Source organism: Helicobacter sp. MIT 05-5293 (assembly GCF_000765665.2).
In the GTDB taxonomy this organism is placed as follows: Bacteria; Campylobacterota; Campylobacteria; order Campylobacterales; family Helicobacteraceae; genus Helicobacter_C.
The window spans coordinates 651,550-670,028 of sequence record NZ_JROZ02000001.1 but is presented as its reverse complement, the minus strand read 5'-3'; the positions used below and the strand labels follow the sequence as shown (position 1 = coordinate 670,028).

Genomic DNA, 18,479 nt, shown 5'->3' with positions numbered 1-18,479 from the left:
TAAAGTCGTGTTATGAGGAGTAAAAATGTGTGGGATTGTAGGATATATTGGTAAAAATGAAAAAAAACAGCTCTTGCTCAATGGACTAAAAGAGCTTGAATATCGAGGTTATGATAGTGCAGGTATCGCGATTTTAAGCCACAATGAACTCCAAACTTTTCGTGCGGTAGGTAAGCTTTCTCAACTTGAAAATAAATGTAAAGATTTTAGCTCGACCGATTTAGGTGTAGGCATCGGACATACGCGTTGGGCAACACATGGTAAGCCTACCGAAGCCAACGCTCACCCGCATATCGCAGACTTTAGTAATGTCGTGCATAATGGCATCATCGAAAATTATCAAGAAATCAAATCTACTCTCATATCAAAAGGACATACTTTCCTTTCTCAAACCGACACGGAAGTCATTGTGCATTTATTTGAAGAATCACTCAAAAATGAATATGATTGTTTGAAAGCCTTTCAGCAAACAATTGCGCAACTCAAAGGAGCGTTTGCAATTTTGCTCATCACAAAAAAAGCTCCAGATTCTATCTTTTATGCTAAAAATGGCTCGCCACTTATCATTGGACGCTCTTGCGATGATGCTAATGAGATTTATTTCGCAAGCTCTGATGCGCCACTTATCGGGCTTGCTGATCGTGTCGTGTATTTGGAAGATGGTGATATGGGCGTGATGAAGCTTGGTGATTTTGCAAGATTCAAAAATGCAAAAAAACTCGATGGCACAAAGAGTTATGCTCAAAAAGAAGGTTATCGCTATTTTATGGAAAAGGAAATCTACGAACAACACAAAGTGCTTTTAGAAACTATGATGGGACGAGTAAGTGAAGGGGATATTACCCTCAATGAGCTTAGCTCTGATTTTTTTACCGACATCAAGCAAATCACCATTTGTGCGTGCGGGACAAGCTATCATGCAGGACTTAGCGCAAAATATCTTTTTGAACGATTAGCAAAAATCAAAACCAATGTCGTGATTGCAAGCGAGTTTCGTTATGCCTTGCCTGTCATCAATGACGATGAGCTTTTTATCGTCATTTCTCAAAGTGGTGAAACTGCGGATACTTTGGAAGCACTCAAACTTGTGAAAAAAAAGGGATTAAAAACATTGGCGATTTGCAATGTCGATAATAGCTCAATCGTGCGAGAATCTCACGCAAGTTTGCTCACACGCGCAGGTATCGAAAAAGGTGTAGCAAGCACTAAAGCTTTTGCTACACAAATGATGCTTTTATGGATTCTAAGCGTTTATTTAGGCAAGCAGCGCGGACATATCTCATCTCAAGAGCTCAAATCTCACATTGCCTCTATGGTAGAATCTGCCAAAAAAACCCGTGTCAGCTCACATTTACACGAACATATCAAACGCCTTTCCAAACGCTATCTGCATGGGCATGGATTCTTTTTTATCGGGCGTGATATTTTTTACCCCCTTGCATTAGAGGGAGCATTGAAACTTAAAGAAATTAGCTATCTCCATGCTGAAGGTTATCCTAGCGGAGAGATGAAACACGGACCTATCGCCTTAGCAGATTCTGAACTTTTCGCTGTCGCATTAATGCCTACTCACTTACTTTTTGATAAAATCAAATCCAATGTCCAAGAGCTTAGTGCGCGCGATGCCACGATTTGTGCAATCAGCACACAGCATATTGATGGCGTTGATGATGTATTGATGCTTGAATCTTGCCAAAGCTATATGGAAGAATTTTTTACAATGATGGTGGCTTTGCAAATTTTTGCTTTAGAAATTGCTATCCGCTTAGGCAATGATGTCGATATGCCACGCAATCTTGCTAAAAGCGTTACGGTTGAGTAATCTAAAAAGCTATGCTTAAAGTCAATGAGCCATAGGGATTAAATTTAGGCTGTTTTTCAAACTCTTTGCCTTGATAAATGCGGGAAAATATCACACTAAACCCTTTCCAACCCACTGCAACGCCCCATTCAAAGGCATAATTCAAATGTCTGATACTCACATCGTTAAAAGATGATGTTACACCCGTGATGAGACGATTATAACCGATACCTAGACCTCTCACACTACCAAAAGCATAAATATATAATCCATTTCCAATACTCGCACTAGGGATTCCGTGATGCAATCTTGAAGGCAATAATGATTCACTCAAATGATAACCCACACGCACATAACTTCCTACTGACATATTAGCATTGTAGTTGCCTAGCTCAAATCCTCCAAAAGGTGCAATATCCATACTGACAAATGGAGTATCAAAAAGATAGAATCGATGCAAATAATCATAAGAAAGCAGTATAAAAATATCATTAGGAATCTGATTATTCCACTCCCAAGAAGCCACATCGATAAGATGATGAACGCCATTTTGTGTTTGTTTGCCTAGTGCATTTTTCCCCACCACGCCTAAAGAAAGACTAATGTCTTCTAAAGAATTCTCTCTCCGATGTTGCACACTAAAAAATCCTGTCAAGATTCCAGAAAAAGGACGATCGTCTCGCGCAAATTCTTTGGAATTACTCGAAGGTGTAAAAAGCTTTTGCGTTAATCCAACTTGATAGCGTGTAAATTTTGTCCGATGCTTTTTCGCCCACAATAAAGGATCAATATAAGTCAAAAAGTGTAATTTGTAGGGTTTGCAAATATCATTTTTACATTTTTGATTATTTTGCAAATCCATTTCTGAAGAGCTATAAATCAAACCTAACCCCGATGTATAGTAGCGATCAGGAGAATCTGCAATGAAAGCATCATTTTCGTGTGTCAAACTCAAGGTATGTTTAGAATAAGGAGAGAATGCGTGAGCAAATGTCGCAAGAAAAAGAAATAAATGGATATATTTAATCATCATTGCAAATACCTAATTCTATTCGAGGATAAGATGATTATTTTTGACCCCTTTAACACGCACCTTTTGCCCTTCATCATAATGCCTATCACCCTCAAAACTCCATAAAGTGCCTTTAAAATATACCATTCCTTGCTTGATTTCACCCTCGCCTTGCTCATCTAAAAAATCCTCTTTGTATTCTTCAGACTTCTGCAACAAACGCTTGATTGAAGGCTTAATAAAGATTAAAGATAAAATCGAGATAAGACAAATCAATGCAGTTTGTATAAAAATTGGATTCATACCGAGATTTTCAAATCCTATCAACCACTCTAAAATACCTGTAAGCACAAAACCAAAGCCCACAAACAATAAAAAGAATGACCCCGAAAACATCTCGGCGACAACTAGCACAACACCTATGCTTAAAAGAATCCAAAATGACATAAAACAAATTCTCCTTTGCTCGCTTTCAAGATGATTCTAGGCTTTTGATTTATGCGCCAGAAAATCACTAATCACACTCAAGCTACCGATAAATTCATTGACTTCATAAGGCACGATAACCTTATCTTTGCTTGGATTCTTTGCCATTTCATTAAACGCGAGAATCCGCTCTTTAGCAAGTAAAAACTCCGCTGAAAGCGCGCTTTTCTCCATTTGCATAGCAATCAATTGCATCGCATCACTTTGACCTTGCGCAAGTGCAATTTGCTCATATTTCCTCGCATCAGCCATTCTTTCAATCGCTTCAGCTTGCAAAACTTTCTCTTGTTTGAGGGCTTCTGCATTACGGATCAAAGCTTCCTTTTCAGCTTGAGCCTTAAGCTCAATCGCTCGTTTTTCTCGCTCTGCTTTCATTTGGAGATTCATTGCCTTCTCAATATCATTTGGCACAGAAATATCGCTAATCTCCACACGCATAATTTTTACACCCCAGTTATTCGCTGCATCACCGAGCGCAACTTGTAGTGCGGCGTTAAGCTGATCGCGGCTAGAGAGCGAATCATCAAGGCTGATTCTCCCTATTTCCCCTCGAAGAGTTGTTGTTGCAAGATTCGCAATTGCTTGTTTGTAATCACTCACACTATACACTGCTGCCTTAGCATCAAAGACTTTCAAAAAGACAATCCCATCAATATTGATATTCACATTATCTTTTGTAATTACTTGCTGACGCTTAATGTCAATGATTTGCTCTCGCACGGTTACTTTTGCACTGATGCGATCAATCACAGGGATAATAATATGAAATCCTCCCTCTAAGACTCTGTGAAATTTTCCCAAACGCTCCACAATCGCTACATCTGTTTGCGAAATAATTCTTACACCATAAAAAACAACTGCTACGCCTAATACTAAAACAACCAACGAAAATGTAAGCATTTTCCAAACTCCCTAAATAATTTTTAAAGCCTAAATATTACCATAGATTCATGTAAAAGCTTGCTTAACTTTGCATCATCTCTCATTTTGCTCTATAGATTCTCATATCCATAAAACATTAGCACTAAATTTTTTAAAGAATCTATAAAAAATATCTCTATCGTTAATATTTTGCATTACAATACAAATGCTCAATTTATGAACAATGAATATCAATCATTTGTCATATAAGGCATATCTTTTTATCATTATTAAGGATTAAAATGAAAACATTATCTAGTATTTTATGGTTGATTTTTTCTGTGCTGACTATTGTTGTAGGTGCATTAGGATTACTGATACCGCTTGAAGTCTTTGCCTCATTGGTCGTATTTTTACCTTTTTTATTGCTTTTTGGAGCAATTGTCAATGTCGCCTACTATTTCTCTTTCAAAGACAAAGACCCCGATGGTGTGCGTTTGCTCATCATTGATGCGATTCTAAGCTTTTTATTTGCAATCATCTTCTTTGCCATAGGTGTTGATATTACAAGCTTAACGCTGATTGCATTTGTTGCGTTTATGAGTATGTTTAAGGGAATCTTAGGCGTTGGCTATGCGTTTGAACTCAAAAAGAAAGAGCAAAGCTGGGTGTGGGTGTTAATTGCTTCAATTTTAAGCATCATTGCTTCAGTGATTTTTATCATTTATCCTGCAATTGGAGGATTTGCTATCGGCTTTATGTTTGCCTTTATGGTGCTCTTCTTTGGTGTGGTCTCTCTATCTGCTTGGTTTGGTTTCAAACAATCCTTTAAAGAATCCTAATACTTTACGCCGCTGCTCCTACGGGAGCGCGGTAAGCAAAATCCAAATCCTTATAAACAATCTATTCTTAAAAGCTATTTAAGATTCTCAAAACACATTAATTCTACTGTTTTCAATACAAGGATTTCTCTAATAAGTTTTTCGATATAATACAAAATCAAACAAGAATTTTGTTCTCATTGATTGTTTCAATCATCTCAACCAAAACTTGTATTTTTCACTACAAAGGACATTTAGCAATGAATAATCCTCAAATCCTTGTCTTAGACTTTGGCTCTCAATACACGCAACTCATTGCGCGGAGATTGCGCGAATATGGTGTTTATACCGAGATTGTGCCGTATTTTGAAAGCATAGAATCCATACGAGCCAAAAACCCCAAAGGCATTATTTTAAGCGGCGGACCCGCAAGCGTGTATGAAAAAGATGCTTATAAGCCCGATAGTGCGATTTTTTCGCTTGGAATCCCCATTCTTGGTATCTGCTATGGTATGCAATATATCGCTGATTTTTTTGGCGGGCGGGTGATACGCGCGGATGCACAAGAGTTTGGCAAGGCGGTGCTAGAGATTTTAGAATCCAAACCAACCATAAATTTTGAACTTTTTAATCATCAAAAGTCTCCGCAAAATTTAAAAATATTGGTAGATTTGTGGGAAGATTCTGTGCGCGCAAGCCACTTGTTTTTGAGCGAAAAAGATATTAGAGAAATTCGCCCCGAAGTTAAAAAGGCGTTTCAAAGCTCTCAAAAGATTATCATTGCCAAAAATCAAGATGAGTTTTTGGGCTTTATTGGAATAGAAAAAAACCAAATCGAAATGCTTTTTGTTGCGCCCAATGCGTTTAAAAAAGGTGTGGGCAAGGCGTTAATCAATGAAGCATTTAAAAGATTTTTAAAAGATTATCCAAGCATTAAAGTGGATTGTAATGAACAAAACCCACAAGGGTTAGGATTCTATCAACATCTTGGTTTTGAGATTGTAGGTAAAAACCCTAAAGATTCTATGGGGAGAGATTTTCCGATTGTGCATTTAGCGGTGCAGGCTGATAGTTTTGCTAAAACTTTGCAAGATAATCACTTAAAATATCACATAGAAGTCGCACAAAAACAAGATTTAGAAGCAATTCTTGCCCTGCAACATACCGCTTTTGCTGATGAGGCAAAGAGAATTGGCAAAATGGATATTGAACCGCTAATTCAAGATTTGCAAAGTATAGAAAAAGATTTTAAGGAGCAAATATTTTTTAAATGCACACTTGAAAGTGGCGAGATTGTCGGTTCTGTGCGGGGATTTACTCAAGAAGATTCAACCTATCTTCGCAAACTTTTTGTGAATCCTAAATATCGCAAAAAAGGCATTGCAAGTGCGCTGATTCACACACTTTGTGCCAAGCTCCCTGCAAAACGATATGAGCTTTTTACGAGCGAAAGAAGCTTTGAAAATATTGCACTTTATGAAAAATTGGGCTTTGTGCGCTTTAAGGTTGAGCAGCCTAAAGGCTTTCCGATTAAGGCAGTTTTTTTAGAAAAATTTGCAGATTCTAAAGGGCTGATTGAAACCAATCGCACCTTTTTGCGCCCCTATACCCAAGCAGATTTTGATGCTTTGCATTTGATATTGAGTGATGAAAAAACAATGTACGCTTGGGGGCATGGATTTACACGACAAGAAAGCCAAGAATGGCTAGACAAACAAGTTGCAAATTATGATAAATATGGCTTTGGAATCTGGGCAATTATCGATAAAAAAAGCGGCAAGATTATTGGCAATGCTGGGCTAGATTGCACGACAATTTATTTGGATAAAAACAAGCAAGAATCACAAAAAATCATTGAGATTGGCTATATTCTTGACCATCATTTTTGGGGGCAAGGGCTGGCTAATGAGTGCGCAAAGGCTTGTTTGGAATATGCGTTTGAGATATTGAAGCTAGATGAGATTTATTGCTTAGTCAAAGAAGATAATTTAGCGTCTCAAAAGGTTGCAAAAAAACTTGGAATGCACAAAATAGATGAGTTTATCAAGCACTATCAAGGCAAAGAACTCAATCATCTTGTTTTTAAGCTTGAAAAAAATGCTTGGAACAACCAAAAAGAAAGTGGAATCTTTGCGGGTGTGAAGCAAGATTCTATTGTATGGATGAGCCACGCTGATAAGGTAGAGAGTATTCCAAAAGGCTTTGTCGAGCTTGCAAAAAGTGGCAATACGCATTATTGTGCGATTGCAGATTTTAAACGCAAGATTTATGCGTTGCAGTTTCACCCCGAGGTTGTGCATAGCGAATGTGGAGGGCAGATGTTGTATAACTTTGCTGTGGGCATTTGCAGGAGTGATACTTCTTGGAATATGCGCAATTTTGCCGAAAATGAGATTGTTAAATTGCGAGCGATTGTTGGGGGTGAATCGCCTAAAACTTTTATCACATTTAAAGAGGCTTGCAAAGAGATAGGCAAAAAACAAGCCATTAATGGGCTTTTAGAAATTTGGGAAGATTCTGTCAAGGCAACCCAAAAAATGAGTAAAAAACTGATTGCTGATAGACGAGAAGAGATAAAAAAAGATTATATTCTACAAGCTGAACAAATTATCATTGCAAAAAGGGGTAAAAAGTGGCTAGGCTTTATCGCAACAAAAGGCAATGAAATTACCTTGCTTTTTGTCAATCCTCAATATTTTAGGCAAAAAGTCGGCATTTCATTATTAAAGTTTGCGTTTGTGCAATATCTAAAAGATTATCCCCAAATCATGCTTAATAGTCGCGAGTGGGCTGTGGGATATTATGTAAAACTAGGATTTGCAAAAATAGCAGAACCCTTTTTAGCAGGGGATACAGGCAAGATTTGGCTTACTCCGCTAAGGATTGAAAAAGAAGTTTTGCAAAAATCTTTAGGACTTGGAGTTGGAGAAAAATTAGAAACCAAGCGATGTGCTTGGGCAACAGATAAGGACAAAAAAGCGTGCAAACTTTATGAGGATTATCACGATAATGAGTGGGGAGTGCCGCTACACGATGATAATAAACTTTTTGAATTGCTTGTGTTAGAGGCAATGCAAGCGGGGCTAAGCTGGATTACGATATTAAAGAAACGCGAGGCTTTTAGGGTGGCATTTGATAATTTTGACCCAAAAATTGTGGCAAATTATGATGAAAGAAAAATCAATGAGCTATTGCAAAATGAGGGCATTATCCGTAATCGTGCCAAAATTGAGGCAGCGATTGCTAATGCAAAGTTGTTTTTGGAGATTCAAAACGAATTTGGGAGCTTTGATAGTTATATTTGGGGTTTTGTGGGTGGAAAGCCTATTATCAATGCTTTTGAGAAAATTTCAGATTTGCCCGCTTCTACACCATTATCAGACAAGATAGCTAAAGATTTAAAAAAACGTGGGTTTAAGTTTGTGGGGACTACAATTATGTATGCGTATATGCAAAGTGCGGGGATAGTCAATGATCATCTTACTTCGTGCTTTAAGCATTCAGCTTGTAGCGATTTGTCTCTTACGCAAGATACTAAAATCGCTAAAGATGAAGTGCTAGATTCTGTGGGGGCAAAAAAGAATGCAAATTTGAAAATAGAAAATTCTAAGATTGTGGATTCTAGCAATGATTATGCGAGTGTAGAATCTGTAAATGGCGAAGTATTTTTAGACGGATTTTGTGGTTGTGCAGAGGCGAATAACGAGATAGAACACAAGGTTTATCGAGGAAATGAGCCTCAAACTCTGCAAAATACGCTAAAAAGACAAGCCAATAAAGTGCTTTGTGCAGTTAGTGGTGGAGTGGATTCTAGCGTTGTTGCCGCTCTGCTCTATCGTGCCATTGGTGAGAATCTTATTCCCGTCTTTGTCGATACCGGGCTTTTACGCAAGGGTGAAAGAGAAGCGGTGGAGAAGATGTTTAGAGAAAACCTCAAAGTGCCTTTAATTACTGCAGATGCAAGTGAGCTATTCTTGCAACGATTAAAAGGTGTGATAGACCCAGAAAAAAAGCGTAAAATCATTGGTGAGACTTTTATTGAAGTGTTTGAAAAAGAGGCAAAGAAACATAACCAAAAAGGTGAGATAAAATTCTTAGCACAAGGCACGCTTTATCCTGATGTGATTGAGTCAGTGAGTGTAAAAGGACCCAGTAAAACGATTAAATCACATCATAATGTCGGGGGCTTGCCCGAGTGGATGAAGTTTGAGCTGATTGAGCCTTTGCGCGAACTCTTTAAAGACGAAGTGCGGGCGTTAGGCAAAGAGCTTGGAATGCCAGAGTCGATGCTCATGCGCCACCCCTTCCCCGGACCCGGACTTGCGATTCGCATTATGGGCGAGGTGAATAAAAAAGACTTAGATTTATTGCGTGAGGCAGATTCTATTTTTATCGAGGAATTGCAAAATCAAGGGCTATATGATAAGGTGTGGCAGGCATTTTGCGTGCTGCTAAATGTCCGAAGTGTGGGTGTAATGGGTGATAATCGCACTTATGATAATACGATTTGCGTGCGAGCGGTGGAGGCAATCGATGGAATGACCGCGACTTTTGCACATTTACCCCATGACTTTTTAGAATCTGTAAGTAACCGCATTATTAATGAGGTGGAGGGCATTAACCGCGTGGTGTATGACATCACGAGCAAACCACCGGGCACGATTGAGTGGGAGTGAGAGCTTTTGTAAAATTGTTATTAGAGTTTATAATTTGAAAATGAGGAGAATTAATGAGTAGTAACAATCAAGCTAATAATGAATATTTAAAATCAATCAATGAGCTTAAGGATAGCAAGTTTTGTATCCCAAGTTATCAAAGAGGTTATCGCTGGGGAGAAAGGGAAGTTAAAGCTCTGTTAGAAGATATTTGGGATTTCACACAGATGGAAAACCAACAAGATTTTTATTGTTTGCAACCTATCGTTATGCAAAAAGATAATGCTCAATACAATGTGATTGATGGGCAGCAGAGACTTACAACAATATTTTTGATTATTAAGTTTATTTTAAATGAGGATTTCTTCACCATAGATTATCAAACTCGTTTTAATAGTGTTGATTTTTTAAAAAATATCCAAAATAAAGGTGAAAATGATGAAAGAAATATAGATTTTTATCATTTTGTTTTGGCTTATGATGTTATTAAAGATTTTTTTTATAAAGATAAAGACCAAAAAGAATTTCTTGATACACTTTTAAATAAGTGCAAAGTTTTATGGTATGAAATAAAAGATGAAAAAGTAGAAGATGTTTTTGTGCGGTTAAATATTGGAAAAATCCCCCTCACTCAAGCTGAAAATATTAAAGCTCTTTTTTTAAGTAAAAATGATGAACTCAATTTTGAAGACTTAAAAGAAAGGGCAGAGTTTTGGTATGAAAATGAGCTAAAAGCAAGAGAAGAAAGGGACTTTAGGTATTGTGTATTGAGTAAGGTCGATGAGCAAGATATTGTTAAATACGAAGAAGATAAACCTGTTTTAAAAGACGATATTTCACGAATAGAAGTTTATTTAAGGGCTATTGTCCCGCATTCGGAGAAAGATTGCTTGTTTGACTACTTCTATAAATCTTACAAAAATAAAACGCTCAATAAAGAATGGGAAATTTTAGAAGAAGCAACTAATACGCTTTATGGGTTTGCTTCTAAGGGTGTTGAAAAGATTGATAGGGAAATTTTTCATTATCTTGGGTTTTTAATTTTCAATGGTGAAAAAATTGATGCCCTCTATAAACAATGGCAAACAACAACAGATAAAGATATTTTTGTGCAATATCTTTTCGAAAAAATTAAAAAAAGAGTTTCGCCATATCAAATAGAAGAATTAACCTATGATAAGGACAAGAAAAAGTTGAAATCTCTCCTTTTGCTCTTTAACTTAAGCTATATGATAGGTCATGAAAGCTCAAATGATTACTTTAAATTTAATCGTTTTGTATTGGAAGAATGGAGCTTGGAACATATCTATGCCCAAAAATCACAAAGCATAAAAGAGGCAATAAAAAATAAAAATAATGAAGAGATTGTTAAATGGCTTGAGGAGGTAAAAGGATATATTCAAGAGAAAAAGATTATTCAAGAGAAAGAGATTATTAAAGAGATTGACAAATCTTTGAAAAAAAATAACTTTGAGGAAGAACTGTTTAAGAAAATCGATGAAAATTTTGAAACTGATGAAAATCTGCACAAGATTCAAAATCTTACTTTGCTAGATAGAGATTCTAATAGTAAGATTGGTAATAAAATCTTTAGCCAAAAACGCAAAGAAATTCAAAAACTTGGCGACGAAGATAAGCTGATTCCTATTTGCACTGGAAAAGTTTTTGATAAAGTGTTTTCAGATAAAAAAGATACTCCCGATGTTTTCACGCCACAAGACCAAAAAGACTATTTCAATGCTATCTGTGAAAAGCTAAATCCCTACATGAAGGATAAACAATGACTTTATTAGAATTATTGGAGAAATATCAAGTAGAAATCCCTATGTTACAGAGGGATTATGCACAGGGTAGAAAGTCCCAAGAAAAGGTTGCGCGAGAATTTTTAGATTCTATCTTTGAAGTGTTGGAAGGAAATAAAAAATCTTTGCATATTGATTTTGTATTTGGCTATCAAGAAAATAATAAATTTTTATTGATTGATGGACAGCAAAGAATCACTACATTATGGCTACTGCACTTTTATTTGTATAAAAAATCAGAGAATTTAGAAGAAATCAAACCACTGCTTCAAAGATTTTCATATAGCGTTCGCAAAAGTTCGCGTAATTTTTGTAAAAATTTGCTAAAAAAAGATTTTGATATTTCTTTAATACCAAGTAAAGCTATTGAAACTATGGGGTCAGAATTTGAAGAAGCAGAAAATCTCTACAATGACCCTACTATCAAGGCGATGCTTCATATGCTTGATTTAATCTATGAAAAAACACAAAATCAAGATAATTGCCAAAAATTTGCTGAACGATTAGGCTTGATTACCTTTGAATTGTTTGATATGGAAAATTTTGGCTTAGGTGAAGAACTGTATATCAAAATGAATGCAAGAGGCAAACAACTCAGTAGATACGAAAATCTCAAAGCATTTATTCAAAAAGATTCGAAAATCTCTTCAGATAAAGAATTGCTAACAAAAATAGATAATGATTGGACAGATTACTTCTTTGAAGATAAAAAAATAGAAGAGTTTGACACTAGAGGGCAAAATTTTTTGCATTATGCTAATATATTCTTTTTATTGGAAGAAAACAGACTTACTAGTGAAAATATCGAAGAAGCCATAAAGAATTTAAATCATGCCATTGATGAGTTTTATCAGCCTTTGCAGGAATTAGAAAATATCAAGTTGCTTGATAGGACTATTGAGTTGTTTTTGATTTTTGATAAAGATAGACTCAGTGAAACTTTAAAACCGCAAAAATCTAGCTTCTTTTCTAGCTCATTGAGCTATCCCGATATTTGTTATTTTTTCTCCATTTTATTTTTTGTTAAAAATATAGACATTAATGACAAAAATAAAAATACTCTAAATGATTGGTTAAGAGTATGTAGGCATTTGATTGAAAATCATCGTTTGGACAACGCAGAAGAAATCCCATCATTTTTTTTCTTATTTAGACATTTATCACGAGGTTGTGATGATATTTATCAATTCCTAGTAAATAACTCCTCTTATAGCTTTCACTCTAATATTTATAGTTTAGAATCAAAAAAAGCAAAATTCATTTTAGAAAGTCGCAATGGTGGGGAAAATTGGGAAGAAATACTCAATCACACAAGTGAGCATAAAATCCTAAAAGGTTGGGTGGATTTCCTCCTTGATTTTAGCGATGAAGAATTTGAATATGAAAGTTATTCTAAAAGCAGATACTACGAAAGCAAGAGATATGGGTATAATTCACTATATCACAAACCCAATCTTGAAAAATTCAAGCAATATGCTCAATTGACAATGCAAATTCTAGAAAAAAAGGAATTTTGGGATAATGGTTCGTTTCAAAGAGCATTGCTATGCGTGGGAGATTACAGCTTTTATTCTACTAATTGGTTTTATGGTAATTACACTACAGATGCTATCAGAGACAGAGAGATGCTCAATTGGCTTTTAAGCGGTATAAAAAATAGCAAAAAAATTCCATATTTTAAAAAATTTTTAGATTTATTATTAGAATCTAAAAAAGAAAATTTAAAAGATAAAATGCAAGAGATTGTTGATGGTTGCAATTTATCTACCAAGGAATGGTGGGAGCAACTTTTAATTAATAAAGAAGAATTTATTTTTGAAAAATTTCTTAGAATTCGATATTTTGATAGCAAAATGAAGCCAATACTGAGCAATATCAAAAGCGTTAATAAAGTCGAGTTGCTCCCAGCTACTAAAAGCACAAAAAATGCTAAAGATTTACTAGATTATGGATTTTATAAATATTGCTCCAAAAAAGAATTAAATATTTCAGATTATGAGGATAATAATGGACAATATGGTAAGACATATGAATCAGAACCTCACTTCACTCTTAATAACAAAAAAGTTTTATGTAATAGCATAGAAACTAAAATTATTTATGGAGATGAAGAATATCTAATCACACTTAAAAAAGGCACTAATATTTTTGATGAATTTGATGAGATTCTAGAGGAGATTGAGGCATAATGAATTACTTTCTTAACCAAAGCATAGAACTAGCAAACCAAAGGGATTATTTAGACCAACTTTTTAGAGTTTATCCTATGTGTCCTGATAATATCAGGGAGATAGATTCTATCAAATGGAATATCTTTGAACAAGCCTTTAGTGCAAATCAGCAAGAACAAATTATAGAATCTCTGCTTAATTTTGATTTATTTCCCATTAAAGATTCTTATATTGCCTATTTGAGGCGCGACAGAAGTGCTATCAAACGAAATCCCGCAACCATAGCAAGAATCTGCGGTAGATTGCAAGAAATGGGATTAGATGAAATTTACAAAAGTCTTTCCCAACCCAAAGAAACTAATCGCCAAATTGGACCACTTTTCAAGCGGTGGGTGAATAGTGGTATTTTAGGAATCCAGCCTGTTAGCCTAGAAATATTCAAAAATACAAACGATAATGCTATTTTAAATGCTTCTGATTTAGCTATGCAAGAATTTGCAAGGGAATATTTAGGCTATACTCGCTTAAAAGGCTTGGATTTTATCGCAAAATTCAATGGAAAAATTATCATCGGTGAAGCAAAGTTTTTGAGTGATTTTGGCGGACATCAAAATGCCCAACTCGAAGATGCAATAAGTCTGCTTAATAGCCCCCTAGATTCAAATATTATAAAAATTGCGATTTTAGATGGTGTGTGCTATATTCAAGGAAAACATAAGATGTTTGAGACACTAACGAATAGCTATCAAGATGATAATATTTTATCCGCTTTGCTTTTAAGAGATTTTCTTTATCAGGTGTAGAGAATGTTTGATTTTTTTAATCATTTCAAATCCCCACAAGATTTTTTACAACTTCATTTTAAGAATGAGCTGCAGGGAGATTTTAATCAAGAAAACTTTCTGGTTTTTGATGATAATCTTAATGCTATGCAAAATCTTTTGCAAAACCAAAATTTTAATCAAGGCAAGACTTTTAAAAATAGCATTGATTTAATTTACATTGACCCTCCTTTTGGGACAAATAATGTTTTTAGAATGGGCAGCACAATGAGTGCGAGATTAGATTCAAAAATCGCTTATAAGGATAAGTTTAGTTTAGAATCTTATTTAGAATTTCTCTATTATCGTTTGATTTTAATCAAAGAGTTAATGAGTGAAAAAGCAAGCTTTTATATCCATATTGATATAAAAATGGGACATTATGTCAAAATTTTATGTGATGAGATTTTTGGTAGAGAAAACTTCATTAATGATATTACACGCATCAAATGTAATCCAAAGAATTTTGCAAGAAGAGGCTATGGAAACATTAAAGATATGATTTTATTTTACGCAAAAACTAGTCAATATATTTGGAATGAAGTTTATGAAGAGATTTCGCCACTTGAAATCAATAAACGATTTAAAAAACAAGATAATAAAGGATTCTATACGACTATTCCTCTTCACGCACCGGGTGTTACACAAAATGGCGAAAGTGGGCAAGAATGGAATGGTTTAAAACCTCCACAAGGGAGGCATTGGCGTTGCTCTTTGGCTGAATTAGATAGACTAAATGAAGAAGGATTGATTGAATGGAGTAAAAATGGAGTTCCTAGAAAGAAGATTTATGCACAAGATTCTAAGGGAAAGAAGATTCAAGATATTTGGGAGTTTAAAGATATGCAAAATCCAATCTATCCCACACAAAAAAATAACGCAATGCTAAGAAGAATTATCCAAATGTCTTCCAATAGAGATTCTATGGTAATGGATTGCTTTTGTGGTAGTGGAGGATTCCTCAAAGAGGCATTTTTATTAGAACGCAAATTTATAGGAATAGATGAAAGCAAGGAAGCAATTAAGATTAATCAAGAATGGATACATGAATTTAATCAACAAAGTCTTATCAAATATGAATGTGGAACCTTAAAGCCAAAAATAGATAGAGTAAATGAATATTGTATTAAAAAACTTGAAATAGCAGAAAATGCCTAGTTGCTTACAAAGGACTACCCATGCCCCGCCCCAATACCAAAACCGACCTATTATGCCAAAGCCAAGCACATTTTGAACAGCTCTTTGCGCTCATTGATTCTATGCCTGATGCACGGCAAACTGCAAAGTTTGATTATAATGAGCGCGACAAGACTTTGCGAGATATTCTTGTGCATTTGGTTGAATGGCAAAAGTTGCTGCTTCATTTTGTGCAAACAAATCTTAGCAAAACGACTGATTTTGTGCCTTTTTTGCCCGCACCTTATAATTTTAGGACTTATCCCAAAATGAACCAAGAAATATGGCACAAACACCAAAAGACATCTTTAGATGACGCAAAGACAATGTTGCACAAAAGTCATCGTGATTGTATAGAAATGATAGAAAATCTCGCAGAAAATGAGCTGTTTGTGAAAAAGCATTATGCTTGGTGTGGCACAACGAGTCTTGGGAGCTATTGTGTGAGTGCGACCTCGAGCCATTATGATTGGGCAATAAAGACAATTAAAAAAGCTTTAAAATCACACAAATGATTATCCTAAAAGAATCTGCACCGCGCTTAAGACAAGCAAAGCTGCCATTGTCAAATTTGCGGCTTTATAATGTTTGATTAAAAAAGCCTTGAGCATAGCGCCGGCTATCACCCACAAAAAGATTCCCATAAATCCAATGATAATAGAAAGCAAGATAAACACACTTGTATAAAAAAGGCTTTGATAATAGGGTAAAACAAAGGAAATATGTATAGTAATTCCATATAAAATGATTTTGACATTCACAAACTGCAAGAAAAAGGCGTTGAAAAACCCGAGCCTCTGATTGTGCGTTTTTTCGAGGTTTTGGGGTTTGCTGATGCCGACTTTGTAGGCAAGATAAAGCACATACCCCACACCCAAAATCTTTAAAACCCCCAAGACATCGGGCAAAAGTTCAATCAAAACATTACACCCAAACCCACACAAAATCATAATAGATGCAAAGCCCGCGTAGATTCCTAAAATAAGCTTTTTGCTCTCTCTATAACCATAATTCACAACACTATTTAGGGCAAGGATATTATTTGGACCCGGTGTCGTGGCGGTAATGCTTGAATAGATAAGAAACGAAAGAAAGGTTTCAAGGCTCATTTGCCAGCCCCCTAGACTTTTGGAGTGTATTGTATCAAAAAAAAAAAAACATAATTTCGCAAGTAAGGGGCAAAAATTTATGATTAATATATTTTTGAGCGGGGATTCTGTGTTATAATGAATGATAAGACAAGGAGGGCAAATGGCAACGAGTGAGGGCTTTAAAGATTTTGTGCTAGAGATTCTTGATAGCGCGTTGCACGACACGCAGTATCGCTTTAGTGCAAAAAAGATGTTTGGTGAGTATTGCATTTATGTGCTTGAGACTTCTTGTCTAGAAGCTCTGCCAAAGCCTATTTTTTTGCTTTGTGATGAGACACTTTTTGTCAAACAGCATGCAGTTTTGAAACCTCTTTTAGATTCTTCCCCCAAAGGTTTTCCTTATCAGGGTGCTAAAGAATCTTACATTCTTGATGTCGATTCGGCAGAACTTTTGCGAGAAGTTACGCTTGTTCTTGCGCCAACTTTGCCGCTGCCTAAGCCCAAAAAGGCAAAGAAAACAAGCAAGAAATAAAAAGATATGCTATGAAAACAATCCAATACCGCAATCTTTGTGCCGATGAAATTCATAGTGGGTTGTTTTTGGCTTTTGTGCGACACCAAGAAGTTACAAAATGTTGGCGAAAAGAAAATAATCAATGGATTCTCAAAGATGACCCTTTTATCGATGATTGGACGCAAAAAGATTATCAAAATTTGCTTACTCACCTCAAACAAATCATTAAAACAAATGGCTTTGTTTATGCGGCTTTTTATCAGAATCAACTTAAAGGTTTTGTGTCGGTTGCTGCAAATTTTTTTGGTGGTGAGCAAGCTTATTTAGATATGACTGAACTGCATGTTTCTAAAGATTTTCGGCATCATGGTATTGGCAGCATTCTTTTTGGTGCAGCAAAAGAATGGGCAAAGAAAAATGGAGCAAAAAAGCTCTATCTCTCAACCCATTCAGCCTTTGAAACACAAAATTTTTATCGCAAAATGGGTTGTGTCGAGGCAAAGTTTGCCCACCAAGAACATATTCGCGCAGAACCTTATGATTGTCAGCTTGAATGTGTCTTATAATATGCCACAAAAGGATAAAAATGAACCAAACAATGCAAAAATTTGATTTTAAAAAAGCCTTTAAAGATTTATATGCTCCAAAGCCGATTCCAACGCGCGTTTTTGTGCCACAAATGTCTTTTATTGCTATAAAAGGCGAGGGCAACCCAAATGATAGTGCTGGTGCATATCAAAAGGCTTTAGAGATTTTATATGCTCTTTCCTATACAATAAAAATGGATAAGGGCAAAAAGATTCAAGATTATTTTGAATATGTTGTGCCTCCTTTAGAATCACTATGGTGGAATAATGAAGATGTGAAAAACAAAGATAATTTTCAATGGCAAGCAATGATTGCCCAACCAAAATTTGTAACTTTAGAAGTTTTTAAGTGGGCATGTGAAGAAGTTTTGAATAAAAAGCATTTAGATTGCAATCAAGCACAATTGATAAGTTTTGAAGAAGGATTATGTGTGCAGATGTTGCATCTTGGTTGCTATGATGATGAACCCAAAAGTATTGCGCAAATGGAAGAATTTATTGCTTCTTTTTCTCTTCAGAACGATATTGGCAACATCAAAGATGGATTCCAAAGAGCACATCACGAAATTTATTTGAGCAATCCTAATAAAACTGCCCCGCAAAAGCTTAAAACTATTCTGCGCATTCCTGTGCGAGAATCTGCAGTATCTCATTAAAATTTTGCAAATTTTTTAGTAAATC

Annotated in this window: 15 protein-coding genes; 11 read left to right on the top strand and 4 right to left on the bottom strand. The window is 35.6% G+C overall.

Going from position 1 to position 18,479, the window contains the following annotated elements; genetic code table 11:
* The first annotated feature begins 25 nt into the window (after positions 1-25).
* A complete protein-coding gene (glmS, locus tag LS68_RS03430; RefSeq protein ID WP_138090956.1) occupies positions 26-1,822 on the top strand; it encodes a glutamine--fructose-6-phosphate transaminase (isomerizing) in 1,797 nt (598 codons plus the stop codon).
* A 1-nt stretch (position 1,823) separates the two neighbouring features.
* Here the strand turns inward: glmS and LS68_RS03425 are convergent, their stop codons facing one another.
* The 3 genes from LS68_RS03425 to LS68_RS03415 are packed head-to-tail and all read right to left on the bottom strand — an operon-like array spanning position 1,824 to position 4,199.
* Positions 1,824-2,834 (bottom strand): lipid A deacylase LpxR family protein, encoded by a 1,011-nt coding sequence (locus tag LS68_RS03425; RefSeq protein WP_034370660.1) that lies wholly within the window; start codon positions 2,832-2,834, stop codon positions 1,824-1,826.
* A gap of 15 nt (positions 2,835-2,849) precedes the next feature.
* The gene (locus LS68_RS03420; RefSeq protein ID WP_034370658.1) at positions 2,850-3,260 is read right to left on the bottom strand and encodes an NfeD family protein; all 411 of its coding nucleotides are present in this window, start codon (positions 3,258-3,260) and stop codon (positions 2,850-2,852) included.
* Positions 3,261-3,296: 36 nt separating this feature from the next.
* Positions 3,297-4,199 (bottom strand): stomatin-like protein, encoded by a 903-nt coding sequence (locus tag LS68_RS03415; RefSeq protein WP_034370655.1) that lies wholly within the window; start codon positions 4,197-4,199, stop codon positions 3,297-3,299.
* 263 nt (positions 4,200-4,462) lie between these two features.
* Between LS68_RS03415 and LS68_RS03410 the strand changes: the two genes are divergently transcribed.
* The 7 genes from LS68_RS03410 to LS68_RS03360 all read left to right on the top strand — a co-directional run bounded on the left by LS68_RS03410 (position 4,463) and on the right by LS68_RS03360 (position 16,121).
* A complete protein-coding gene (locus LS68_RS03410) occupies positions 4,463-5,002 on the top strand; it encodes a DUF308 domain-containing protein (protein WP_034370652.1) in 540 nt (179 codons plus the stop codon).
* A 239-nt stretch (positions 5,003-5,241) separates the two neighbouring features.
* Complete coding sequence (gene guaA / locus LS68_RS09900) at positions 5,242-9,657, top strand: glutamine-hydrolyzing GMP synthase (RefSeq protein WP_277872295.1); 4,416 nt, start codon at positions 5,242-5,244, stop codon at positions 9,655-9,657.
* A 53-nt stretch (positions 9,658-9,710) separates the two neighbouring features.
* Positions 9,711-11,420: a DUF262 domain-containing protein gene (locus LS68_RS03380; RefSeq protein ID WP_034370649.1), complete on the top strand. Its 1,710-nt coding sequence runs from the start codon at positions 9,711-9,713 to the stop codon at positions 11,418-11,420.
* Positions 11,417-13,627, top strand: coding sequence for a DUF262 domain-containing protein (locus LS68_RS03375; RefSeq protein WP_034370646.1), 2,211 nt, complete (start codon positions 11,417-11,419; stop codon positions 13,625-13,627). The genes LS68_RS03380 and LS68_RS03375 overlap by 4 nt, the downstream gene beginning before the upstream one ends.
* Positions 13,627-14,412, top strand: coding sequence for a restriction endonuclease (locus LS68_RS03370; protein WP_034370643.1), 786 nt, complete (start codon positions 13,627-13,629; stop codon positions 14,410-14,412). The genes LS68_RS03375 and LS68_RS03370 overlap by 1 nt, the downstream gene beginning before the upstream one ends.
* A 3-nt stretch (positions 14,413-14,415) precedes the next feature.
* Positions 14,416-15,588, top strand: a complete 1,173-nt coding sequence (locus LS68_RS03365; protein ID WP_138090953.1) for a site-specific DNA-methyltransferase — start codon at positions 14,416-14,418, stop codon at positions 15,586-15,588.
* A 20-nt stretch (positions 15,589-15,608) separates the two neighbouring features.
* Positions 15,609-16,121, top strand: coding sequence for a ClbS/DfsB family four-helix bundle protein (locus LS68_RS03360; protein ID WP_034372060.1), 513 nt, complete (start codon positions 15,609-15,611; stop codon positions 16,119-16,121).
* On the opposite strand, the gene LS68_RS03355 is transcribed toward LS68_RS03360, so the two are convergent.
* Positions 16,122-16,715: a LysE family transporter gene (locus LS68_RS03355; protein WP_034372056.1), complete on the bottom strand. Its 594-nt coding sequence runs from the start codon at positions 16,713-16,715 to the stop codon at positions 16,122-16,124.
* Between the two features lie 142 nt (positions 16,716-16,857).
* Here LS68_RS03355 and LS68_RS03350 point away from each other — a divergent pair, with 142 nt between their 5' ends.
* Genes LS68_RS03350 through LS68_RS03340 form a run of 3 tightly spaced genes read left to right on the top strand, consistent with a single transcriptional unit; the run spans position 16,858 to position 18,454 of the window.
* Positions 16,858-17,229 (top strand): transcriptional regulator, encoded by a 372-nt coding sequence (locus LS68_RS03350; protein ID WP_034369184.1) that lies wholly within the window; start codon positions 16,858-16,860, stop codon positions 17,227-17,229.
* An 11-nt stretch (positions 17,230-17,240) separates the two neighbouring features.
* Complete coding sequence (locus LS68_RS03345; RefSeq protein ID WP_034369182.1) at positions 17,241-17,777, top strand: GNAT family N-acetyltransferase; 537 nt, start codon at positions 17,241-17,243, stop codon at positions 17,775-17,777.
* A 20-nt stretch (positions 17,778-17,797) separates the two neighbouring features.
* Positions 17,798-18,454 carry a GyrI-like domain-containing protein gene (locus tag LS68_RS03340; protein WP_241993660.1) on the top strand — a complete coding sequence of 219 codons (657 nt, stop codon included), beginning with the start codon at positions 17,798-17,800 and terminating at the stop codon, positions 18,452-18,454.
* The last annotated feature ends 25 nt before the right edge of the window (positions 18,455-18,479 follow it).

What these genes read in the sequence shown, in the direction of transcription:
- glmS (WP_138090956.1), top strand. Translation starts at nt 26, where the DNA reads ATGTGTGGGATTGTAGGATATATTGGTAAAAATGAAAAAAAACAGCTC.
- LS68_RS03425 (WP_034370660.1), bottom strand. Translation starts at nt 2,834, where the DNA reads ATGATGATTAAATATATCCATTTATTTCTTTTTCTTGCGACATTTGCT.
- LS68_RS03420 (WP_034370658.1), bottom strand. Translation starts at nt 3,260, where the DNA reads ATGTCATTTTGGATTCTTTTAAGCATAGGTGTTGTGCTAGTTGTCGCC.
- LS68_RS03415 (WP_034370655.1), bottom strand. Translation starts at nt 4,199, where the DNA reads ATGCTTACATTTTCGTTGGTTGTTTTAGTATTAGGCGTAGCAGTTGTT.
- LS68_RS03410 (WP_034370652.1), top strand. Translation starts at nt 4,463, where the DNA reads ATGAAAACATTATCTAGTATTTTATGGTTGATTTTTTCTGTGCTGACT.
- guaA (WP_277872295.1), top strand. Translation starts at nt 5,242, where the DNA reads ATGAATAATCCTCAAATCCTTGTCTTAGACTTTGGCTCTCAATACACG.
- LS68_RS03380 (WP_034370649.1), top strand. Translation starts at nt 9,711, where the DNA reads ATGAGTAGTAACAATCAAGCTAATAATGAATATTTAAAATCAATCAAT.
- LS68_RS03375 (WP_034370646.1), top strand. Translation starts at nt 11,417, where the DNA reads ATGACTTTATTAGAATTATTGGAGAAATATCAAGTAGAAATCCCTATG.
- LS68_RS03370 (WP_034370643.1), top strand. Translation starts at nt 13,627, where the DNA reads ATGAATTACTTTCTTAACCAAAGCATAGAACTAGCAAACCAAAGGGAT.
- LS68_RS03365 (WP_138090953.1), top strand. Translation starts at nt 14,416, where the DNA reads ATGTTTGATTTTTTTAATCATTTCAAATCCCCACAAGATTTTTTACAA.
- LS68_RS03360 (WP_034372060.1), top strand. Translation starts at nt 15,609, where the DNA reads ATGCCCCGCCCCAATACCAAAACCGACCTATTATGCCAAAGCCAAGCA.
- LS68_RS03355 (WP_034372056.1), bottom strand. Translation starts at nt 16,715, where the DNA reads ATGAGCCTTGAAACCTTTCTTTCGTTTCTTATCTATTCAAGCATTACC.
- LS68_RS03350 (WP_034369184.1), top strand. Translation starts at nt 16,858, where the DNA reads ATGGCAACGAGTGAGGGCTTTAAAGATTTTGTGCTAGAGATTCTTGAT.
- LS68_RS03345 (WP_034369182.1), top strand. Translation starts at nt 17,241, where the DNA reads ATGAAAACAATCCAATACCGCAATCTTTGTGCCGATGAAATTCATAGT.
- LS68_RS03340 (WP_241993660.1), top strand. Translation starts at nt 17,798, where the DNA reads ATGAACCAAACAATGCAAAAATTTGATTTTAAAAAAGCCTTTAAAGAT.